Below are 8,779 nucleotides of genomic sequence, written 5' to 3'. Positions count from 1 at the left end.
TGCGCTCATCGTCGACGGGCTCAGATAGTGTAAACACGCCCTAGAAGCGTGAGCACGTGGCGGGTGGATGCGGGAGAACCGGGTTGTCGGTGCTCATTGCCCCGGCGCTCCCCGACTTTGGGGCGCGGCCGGCGCCGCAAAAATTAGCGTGGTACGCGGTGGCCCTCCCCGCACGACTGTAGAATCGCGTCCGCGGCCCAACCTGACAGGCGCCACATCCCGCTACCCGGCGGACAGCGGGCACGCCGCGTACGTCGGGCCCGCCCCACTGATGTTTCAGCGAGGTCTATGCGGCGACAATCGTGCCAATGAAGTACGTTTCCTTGTCGGTTAGCTGGAGGTCGAACAGCATTCTCAACTGGTCGTCTTTGCTCACGATTGCACTTCCACAGTGAAGAACCAGTTACTCACGCGGGCATGCCAATCATGTTCAGCGTCTTCTTCGCCAAGGGTCACGACGGTCAGTGAGTTCATGTACGCGTCGCGGAATGCGAATGTGCATGGAGCCAAACCTGTCGGACAGACGTCGAAAATCTCGCAATACCCTAGACTCCAGAACTCAGCACCATTACCAATCTGAAGACTCAGATCACTTCCGTTCGACCAGTGCCTCATCCTCGGTTGCCATCCCGCATCCAGGAGTCGAGTCCGCGCGTCATGGTATGTGAGACCAGCCATTCTGGGAATCGGCGCATGCAGAGCAGAAGCAGGCTGAGGCACGTACTCACCAGGGCTGGCGCGACCCGCAATTTCTGCGTCCGCATTGAATTCCGCCACTCGCTTCCAATCAAATAAGACGTGCGCGCCATACCGCGTAGTGTCATTATCGATAAGCTTTGCGCAAGTCTGGCATAACCAAATGCCGTTCATGATGTCGGAGCGTTGAGATGGCGATAGGGTAGTGTCATAGCGTGGGCCGCCCATGGAGGCCGCCGTGATATGACAAGCGACGCCGACGTTCACAGCGCGAGATTCATCCGCATGCGGCCCAGAGGTACTCCGCCTGCAGGTTGGGTTAGAACAACGCTGGCCGACCCGCTTCGCTAGCGTTTCTTTGATGCGTCGTGGAAAATCGTCTCTCATCGGCTCTTGTGTACTCGCATCGCTGCATGCATCCGCATAAGTCCAACAGGCCTAAGTATGGCATCTCTGACACAATTGCCCTGCGCGAGCACCAGGCAGGAGTAACTGCCGCGCCAACATTGGATCGAAAGATGCCTCACGAGTGCCGGGCTGAGATCGATATGTACGTAGGGTACCCCAATTATGAATGGCCGTTGGACGTCCAAGGCCGCCGCCCTTGTTACCGTGTATTCTCCGGCCGGATTCGGTCGAAAGCAGGCGGTCAGCATTACTGCCTGACGAGAAGCCCTAAAGAGGATTTCGAATCCTCCGATCGCTGGGCAGGACAGAAGCTGGAATACTAGAGCGAGTGTCTGACACGCGTCCGGCGCATTGCACCGGACGTAGTCCATACCTCAATATCCGCGTGCTGGATCGATAATGTTATCCGGCAATTCACCAGCGGAAACCCGAACAATATTCTCCGCAATCTGTCTTGCCGCAGACGACGGAATCGCCACCGAAGCCAGGTGAGGTGTGATCAGCACATTGGGCATGCTCCACAACGGATCCCCGGCAGGCAAAGGTTCGCGCTCGAAAACGTCCAGGGTTGCCCCGCCGATGTGGCCGCTTTGGAGCAGGTCCGTAAGCGCCCCCTGATCGACCAGTGCGCCCCGCGCAACGTTGATGAAGGCCGCGCCTCGCGGCAGCCGCTCGAGTCGCGCCCGATCCAGGATGCCAGCCGTCTGCGGCGTGAGCGGCAGCATCACGACGACAATGTCCGCCTGTCCGAGCACGGTGTCGAGCGTTTCCAGTCCGGCAGAGCATTCCACGCCTTCGATCTGCGCCGGGCTGCGCGACCAGCCGATCACCTTGAGCCCCTGGCGCTGCAGTTCGTGGGCCGCTTTCGCGCCCAGTTGACCTAGCCCCAGAACCGCCACGCGGATGTCTTCCGGAGAACGGGGATGACGGTAGGCCCATTCACCCCGCCGCTGCGCCTGCTCGAAGTACGGGATGTCCCGGGCGTGCCGCAACACAGAGAACAGCACGTATCCCGCCATCATGCGCGCCATCTGCGGGTCCGTGAGCCGTGTGATCGGAATGCCTTGGGGAAGATCCTGCCGCTGGACCAGTGAATCAACCCCCGCCCCCAGATTGACGATCAGGCGCAGGTTCGTCATCCCGGCAAAAAAATTCTCCGGCGGTTTCCAGGCGAGCGCGTAGTGAATGTCGGCCGGCCGAGTGATTTCGCTGGAGTGAATGATCTTCAGGTTCGGGAGCTGGGCCTGGAGCGCGCGCTTCCACGTGTCGAAATCGTCGAAGGCGCTGTAGAAGGCCAGCGCGCCCGATGGGGTGTCTTCAGAAATTGGCATCTTGGCAACTGCATTGAGAATAATGGCAAGGACGGCAGCGAGAGTACATCTTGCTGCCGTTCCGCGTGCGCATGGGAAATCAGACCGCTGCTCTGCCCTTCTGCACCAGCCGCGTGACGGCCTCGATGGCAAATTCGTAGCCGTCGCCGCCCAGTCCGGCGATCACGCCATCCGCCACCTTGGAGATGTAGGAGTGGTGGCGGAACGGCTCGCGCTTCCAGATGTTGCTCATATGGGTTTCAATGATCTTGCCGGGGAAAGACAGCAAGGCATCGAGGATCGGAATCGACGAGTAGGTCAGGCCGGCCGCATTGATGATGATGCCGTCCGCCACGCCACGCGCTTCCTGGATCCAGTCGACCAGCTGTCCCTCGTAGTTCGACTGCAAAAAGCGCAGGTCGGCATTCAGGGACGCGGCCTTTTGCTCGCATCGTGACTGAAGCACCGGAAAGCTGTCACTGCCGTAGGTCTTGTTGGCGTCCAGGCCATAAAGATTGGCGTTGGGGCCGTTCAGGAACCAGATGGTGATCTTCTCGCTCATGTTCTGACCTCTTGTTATCTCAACCTTCGTGGGGGCGCGTGGCCTGCATGGCGGGCAGGCTTTGGAAAGCCTCATTCCAGCGTGCCGCGTTGCGGTATTGGGCGCGCCAGTCGAGTTCGGGAAACCGGAAGTCCAGATACCCCAGCGCGCAGCCGATGGTGATTTCACCGATGGTGGGCTGTTCTTCCACCAGGTCCGGTGCGATGGCGTCGATTGACTCGAGGCAGGCGCTGACTTTCGTCAGCAGCGCTTCGCGCCACGTGGGCCACTGGACTTCTTCGGGGCGCGCGGTCCGTTCGTAGCGCGCGAGCAGCGCGGCGTCGAGCAGGCCATCGCCAAGCGCCTGGCGGGTCAGGGCCGTCCAGCGCGCGGGGCCGGAGGCGGGAAAGATGTCCGCGGCGTCTGCCCGGCTGGCCAGGTACTCGCAAATCACCCGGCTGTCATAGATGGACTGGCCATTTTCCAGAATTAGCGTCGGGACTTTGGCGAGCGGGTTGTGGGCCGCGATGCGCGGGTCGCGCCGCACCGGATGGGCGGCGCTGTCCAGCAGCTCGATGGATTCGGTCTGCCCCGTCAGGTGTGCGCAGACCATGACCTTGCGCACGAATGGCGAGGTCGGAGCGAAAAGAAGTTTCAGCATGCTTGATTGGATGACAGGCTCTAGGGGATCAGGACCAGCTTGCCGAAGACCTTGCCGCTTTCCAGCATCTGGTGGGACGCGACCGCCTCCGCGAGCGGAAAAGTGGCGTGGATGCGCGGCTTGACCCGTCCGTTTTTCAGCAGCGGGATGACATGGCGGGCAAGGCTCTGGGCCATCCGGGTCTTTTCGTAATGGCTCTGGGGGCGCATGGTGGACGAGTGCAGGCTCACCTGGCGCTGCATCAGCGTCAGCAGTTCGACATTGACCGCCGAACCCTGCATGAAGGACAGGCTGACATGGCGGCCGCCGAAGGCCATGGCGGCAAGATTGCGGCGGACATAGTCGCCGCCGACGATGTCGATGACCACGTCGACCCCGCGCCCATCGGTGTACTCCAGGCAGGCCTTGGTGAAATCGGTGGTGGGCCAGCAGATCGTCGCATCGGCGCCCATGGCGCGCAGTTCTGGAAAACGGCTTTCTTCGTTGTCCGTGACGATGACGGTTGCGCCGGCGGCATGCGCCATGCGGATCGTGAGCGTCCCGATGCCGCCGGCTGCACCGTGGATCAGGACGGTTTCGCCCATGGCCAGGCGGCCCAGCTCGAACAGGTTGTGCCACACGGTGAACAGCCCCTCGGGCAAGGCGGCTGCCTCAACATCGGAAAGCGTGCCTGGCACGATGAAGGACTGATCGACCGGCGCCGTACACCACGGCGCATAGCCGCCGCCGGGCACCAGGCTCATCAGCCGCTGGCCCATCAGCTGGCTGTCCACACCGGGACCGCAGGCGACCACTTCGCCGCAGACTTCCAGGCCGAGCACGTCGGTGATGCCGGGTGCGGGCTTGGCGATACCTTGACGCTGCATGATGTCGGGCCGGTTGACGCCGGCGGCGAGCACGCGCAGCAGGACTTCGCCAGCACCGGGCTCGGGCATGGGGCGCTCGGCCAGCGTTAGCACACCGGCGTCGCCGGGTTCACGGGCGATGATGGCTTGCATGGAGCGGGGAAGACTGGTCATGGGTGTGTTCTCTCAGGCTGCGTTGTCTGACGCGTTGTGTCATGCCTTCGCGTTGCGCTCTTACGTCTGTTCTTACGTCCGCTTCTGCGGACTGAAAATGCTGACGCCCTCATCGGGCAGCGCAAGTCCCGCGACCGAGCCGATGGGCCATTGCTGCATGGCGCCCAGACCTGCACTGCGCACCGTGACGACCTGACGGGCCGTCATCGGAATGTCCACGTCGATGAACGTATTGATGTGATCGCCCTGGTAGACGTGATTGATCACGGTGCCGCTCAACACCGATTCAGAATGCAGATTCTCAAGCTTGATGTGTTCCGGGCGCACGTACACGTCCAGCCTTTCCCCGTCGTGCGATGCGTCCGCCAGGCGGGCATGCGGAAAGCTGATGAGCCCCGAGCCCAGGCGCAGTTGCACATCCGTTGCCGTCTGGCCGTGATAGTGCGCCGGCAGGATGTTCACGTCGCCCAGGAAGGACGCCACGAACGGGTCTTGCGGGTTCTGATACAGATCGGCCGGCGATGCGATCTGCCGAATGGTGCCGTTCGACATCACCGCGATCCGGTCGGACATGGCCAGCGCCTCGCCCTGGTCGTGGGTGACGAATACTGTGGTCAGGCGCAAGCGGCGCTGGATTTCCCGGATCTCTACCTGCATGGAGCCGCGCAGGTTCTTGTCCAGGGCCGAGAAGGGCTCGTCCAGCAACAGTACCTTGGGCTGGATCACCAGCGCCCGCGCCAGCGCCACGCGCTGCTGCTGGCCTCCCGAAAGTTCGCGCGGCTTGCGGTGCCCGAGGCCGTCCAGCTTCACCAGGTCCATCACCTGCTTCACGCGCTGTGCGATTTCATCCTTGCCCACGCCCCGCATGCGCAGGCCATAGCCGATATTGCGCTCGACGGTCATGTGGGGAAAGAGCGCGTAGTTCTGGAAGACGATGCCGATCTGCCGCTTGTGCGGCGGCTCGCAGGTCACCGGCTGGCCATCGATGAAGATCTCGCCGGTGTCGGCTTCCGCAAAGCCGGCGATGAGGTTGAGAAGCGTCGTCTTGCCGCAGCCGGACGGGCCCAGCAGGGTGAGGAATTCCCCGCGTCGTATCTTCAGCGAGAGCTCGTGCAGCACGGTGTGGTCGTGATACTTCTTGACCACCCTTTCCAGGCTGACTGCGGTATCGGGCTGTGCGTGGTGTTGCTGTGCGGCAGGCTCGGAGTTGGCTACGTTCATGGTTGTACGGAGATTGAGGAGTATGCCGTGCTCCAGGCTTGGGCCCAATGACATCGAGGCCGAGCTGGTACTGGCAAGCAGGATAAGTCAAACAGCCAGTATCGGGACTTTGCCGAAACTGATGCGGTCCCTCGGAAAAAACGAAATGCCCGTTTTCAGGCGCAGGCGGCGCGGATGCGATGGCCGGGAACGCCTTATGGTGCGCGGGTGCGGGGGGCGGTGCGGGACCCTTCGGCCCGCGCTTTACTTTTTCCTAAGTCCTGAGTTTGAAAAACGTGATTTTCAAACGAGGTGGGCTTCATCAAACTGGCCACCGTCGATGAGCGATGTCTCCAGGGCGCCAGTACGCCTTGCCGTCGAAGCTTCCGTGCCGGGGCGACTGACCGGGGCGATTATTCTTAGGAAATTCAAATGTCAGTGGAAAAAATCAACACCGTGGTGGTCGGTGCTGGCCAGGCGGGCATCGCGATGAGCGAGCATCTCGCGCACATGGGTGTGCAGCATGTCGTGCTGGAACGCAGCCGAATCGCAGAACGCTGGCGCTCGGAACGTTGGGATTCTCTGGTCGCGAATGGACCGGCCTGGCATGACCGTTTTCCCGGGATGAAATTCGAGGGCATTTCGCCGGAGACCTTTCCGTCGAAAGAGCGCATGGCGCGGTATTTCGAGAGCTATGCCGCCATGCTGAAGGCGCCGGTCCGTACCGGCGTGGAAGTCAGGCAGGTGGAACGGCATCAAGGGCGTCCCGGATTCAGGGTGACGACTTCCGACGGCATCATCGAGGCAGACAACGTCGTTGCCGCAACCGGCCCGTTCCAGAAGCCAGCCTATCCGAAGATCGTGCCTGAGAGCGAAAAGATCCGGCAGCTGCATTCCTCGGCCTACAAGAATCCGGGCCAGTTGGCGGCAGGCGGGGTGCTCGTGGTGGGCGCGGGCGCTTCCGGCTCGCAGATCGCCGAAGAGCTGCGCCAGGCCGGCAAGACGGTTTATCTCTCGGTCGGCGAGCATTACCGCCCGCCGCGCGCGTACCGTGGCCGTGATTACTGCTGGTGGCTGGGCGCACTCGGCCTGTGGGATGAAGTGAGGATCCGGCCCAAGAAGGCGCACGTCGCTTTCGCAGTGAGCGGCTATGAAGGCGGCAAGACCGTCGATTTCCGGCGCCTGGCGCACGCGGGCATCAACCTGGTCGGCCTGACCCAATCCTACAAGGATGGCGTCATGACGTTCGAGCCAGGCCTGCCCGAGAATATCGCCGAAGGCGACCGCGCCTACTTCGACGTGCTGCGCGAAGCGGATGCCTATATCGAAGAGAATGGCCTGCCGTTTCCGCCGGAACCTGACGCCTGGGAGCTGCTGCCGGACCCGGAGTGCCTCAAGCACCCGATCCTCAGCCTCGACCTGGCTGAAGCCGGCATCACCACGATTCTCTGGGCCACCGGTTTCAAGTTTGATTTCAACTGGCTGAACGTGAAGAATGCCTTCGACGAGAAGGGAGATCCGTTCCACAAGCGCGGCATCTCCGCGGAAAGCGGCATCTATTTCCTGGGCCTGCCGAATCTGGTCAACCGGGCGTCGTCCTTCATCTATGGCGTCTGGCACGATGCGAAATACATCGCTGACCATATCGTGCTCCAGAACGGATATATGACGTATGAGCGGTCTTGAGCCTGTTCTTGAGGCTGCACGGTGACCTGTCATTGGTAACGAGGTTGCACGGACGAGCTGCCGGATCGGGTGATCCGGCAGCTTTTTTTTTCTTCAAGGGAGTTCCCATGGCCGAGATGACGTGCATTGAAGACCTGCGCAGGCTGGCGAGAAAGCGCGTGCCGCGCATGTTCTATGACTATGTCGACGGCGGTTCGTGGACCGAGTATACCTACCGTGCCAACGAGGCGGATTTTCAGCGTATCGAATTCCGCCAGCGCGTGGCGGTTGACATTACCGAGCGCAGCACCGCCAGCTCCATGGTGGGCCAGCCGGTCAGCATGCCGGTGGCGATCGCGCCCACCGGGTTGACCGGCATGCAGCATGCCGATGGAGAAATCCTGGCCGCGCGCGCGGCGAAGCGGCACGGCATCCCGTTCACCTTGTCCACCATGAGCATCTGCCCGATCGAGGCGGTGGCGGAAGCGACCAGGCGCCATCCGTTCTGGTTCCAGCTCTATGTGCTGCGCGACCGGACGTTTGTCGAAAGCCTGATAGACCGTGCCAGGAATGCCAATTGTTCGGCGCTCGTGGTCACGATGGATCTGCAGGTCTTCGGCCAGCGGCACAAGGACAAGAAAAACGGTCTGTCCACGCCGCCCAAGCCGACCCTGCGCAACCTTGTGAACATGGCGAGCAAGCCGCGCTGGTGCATGGGCATGCTGGGTACCAAACACCGTCAGTTCGGCAATATCGTCGGGCATGCCAGGGGCGTCGACAATATCGGGTCGCTGGTGGAGTGGACTCAGGAGCAGTTCGATCCGCGTCTGTCCTGGCAGGATGTCGAATGGATCAAGAAGCGGTGGGATGGGAAGCTGATCGTCAAGGGCATCCAGGACCCCGAGGATGCGCGGCTGGCGGTGGCAAGCGGCGCCGATGCCATCATCGTGTCGAACCATGGCGGGCGCCAGCTGGACGGCGCCGCGTCATCGATCTCCACATTGCCGCGCATCGTGGAAGCCGTCGGGGATCGGGTGGAAGTCCATATGGATGGCGGCATCCGCTCGGGCCAGGATGTGCTCAAGGCCATCGCGCTCGGGGCGCGTGGCACGTATATCGGTCGCGCCATGATGTACGGCCTGGGCGCCCTCGGCGAGCAAGGCGTGACTACGGCCTTGAACATCATTCAGAACGAGCTTGATCTCTCCATGGCGTTTTGCGGCAAGACGGATATCCAGTCGGTCGACCGGAGCATCCTGTTGACTTCATTTTGACAGCG

Annotated in this window: 7 protein-coding genes; 2 read left to right on the top strand and 5 right to left on the bottom strand. The window is 61.9% G+C overall.

Translation table 11 applies throughout. From position 1 onward, the window contains the following. Nucleotides 1-1,478 precede the first annotated feature (1,478 nt). From CF68_RS18445 to CF68_RS18425, 5 genes are all read right to left on the bottom strand, one after another. Entirely contained in the window at nucleotides 1,479-2,435 is a 957-nt protein-coding gene (locus CF68_RS18445; protein ID WP_035821403.1) for a glyoxylate/hydroxypyruvate reductase A, read from the bottom strand. A 79-nt stretch (nucleotides 2,436-2,514) separates the two neighbouring features. Continuing rightward, a complete protein-coding gene (locus tag CF68_RS18440; RefSeq protein ID WP_010812539.1) occupies nucleotides 2,515-2,976 on the bottom strand; it encodes a type II 3-dehydroquinate dehydratase in 462 nt (153 codons plus the stop codon). 19 nt (nucleotides 2,977-2,995) lie between these two features. Continuing rightward, on the bottom strand, nucleotides 2,996-3,616 hold the full coding sequence (locus CF68_RS18435; protein WP_084187309.1) for a glutathione S-transferase: 621 nt from the start codon (nucleotides 3,614-3,616) through the stop codon (nucleotides 2,996-2,998). A 20-nt stretch (nucleotides 3,617-3,636) separates the two neighbouring features. Next, nucleotides 3,637-4,635 carry an NAD(P)H-quinone oxidoreductase gene (locus CF68_RS18430; RefSeq protein ID WP_035821400.1) on the bottom strand — a complete coding sequence of 333 codons (999 nt, stop codon included), beginning with the start codon at nucleotides 4,633-4,635 and terminating at the stop codon, nucleotides 3,637-3,639. A 72-nt stretch (nucleotides 4,636-4,707) separates the two neighbouring features. Next, nucleotides 4,708-5,856 (bottom strand): ABC transporter ATP-binding protein, encoded by a 1,149-nt coding sequence (locus CF68_RS18425; RefSeq protein WP_035821398.1) that lies wholly within the window; start codon nucleotides 5,854-5,856, stop codon nucleotides 4,708-4,710. A 411-nt stretch (nucleotides 5,857-6,267) separates the two neighbouring features. Between CF68_RS18425 and CF68_RS18420 the strand changes: the two genes are divergently transcribed. Both CF68_RS18420 and CF68_RS18415 read left to right on the top strand, forming a co-directional pair. After that, nucleotides 6,268-7,521, top strand: a complete 1,254-nt coding sequence (locus CF68_RS18420; protein ID WP_035821396.1) for an NAD(P)/FAD-dependent oxidoreductase — start codon at nucleotides 6,268-6,270, stop codon at nucleotides 7,519-7,521. Between the two features lie 107 nt (nucleotides 7,522-7,628). Beyond that, nucleotides 7,629-8,774: an alpha-hydroxy acid oxidase gene (locus tag CF68_RS18415; RefSeq protein WP_035821391.1), complete on the top strand. Its 1,146-nt coding sequence runs from the start codon at nucleotides 7,629-7,631 to the stop codon at nucleotides 8,772-8,774. Nucleotides 8,775-8,779: the final 5 nt, after the last annotated feature.

This window comes from Cupriavidus sp. SK-4 (genome assembly GCF_000611125.1).
In the GTDB taxonomy this organism is placed as follows: Bacteria; Pseudomonadota; Gammaproteobacteria; order Burkholderiales; family Burkholderiaceae; genus Cupriavidus; species Cupriavidus necator.
Note: the sequence above shows the minus strand (reverse complement) of the source record. Positions and strands in the feature narration are given on the sequence as shown.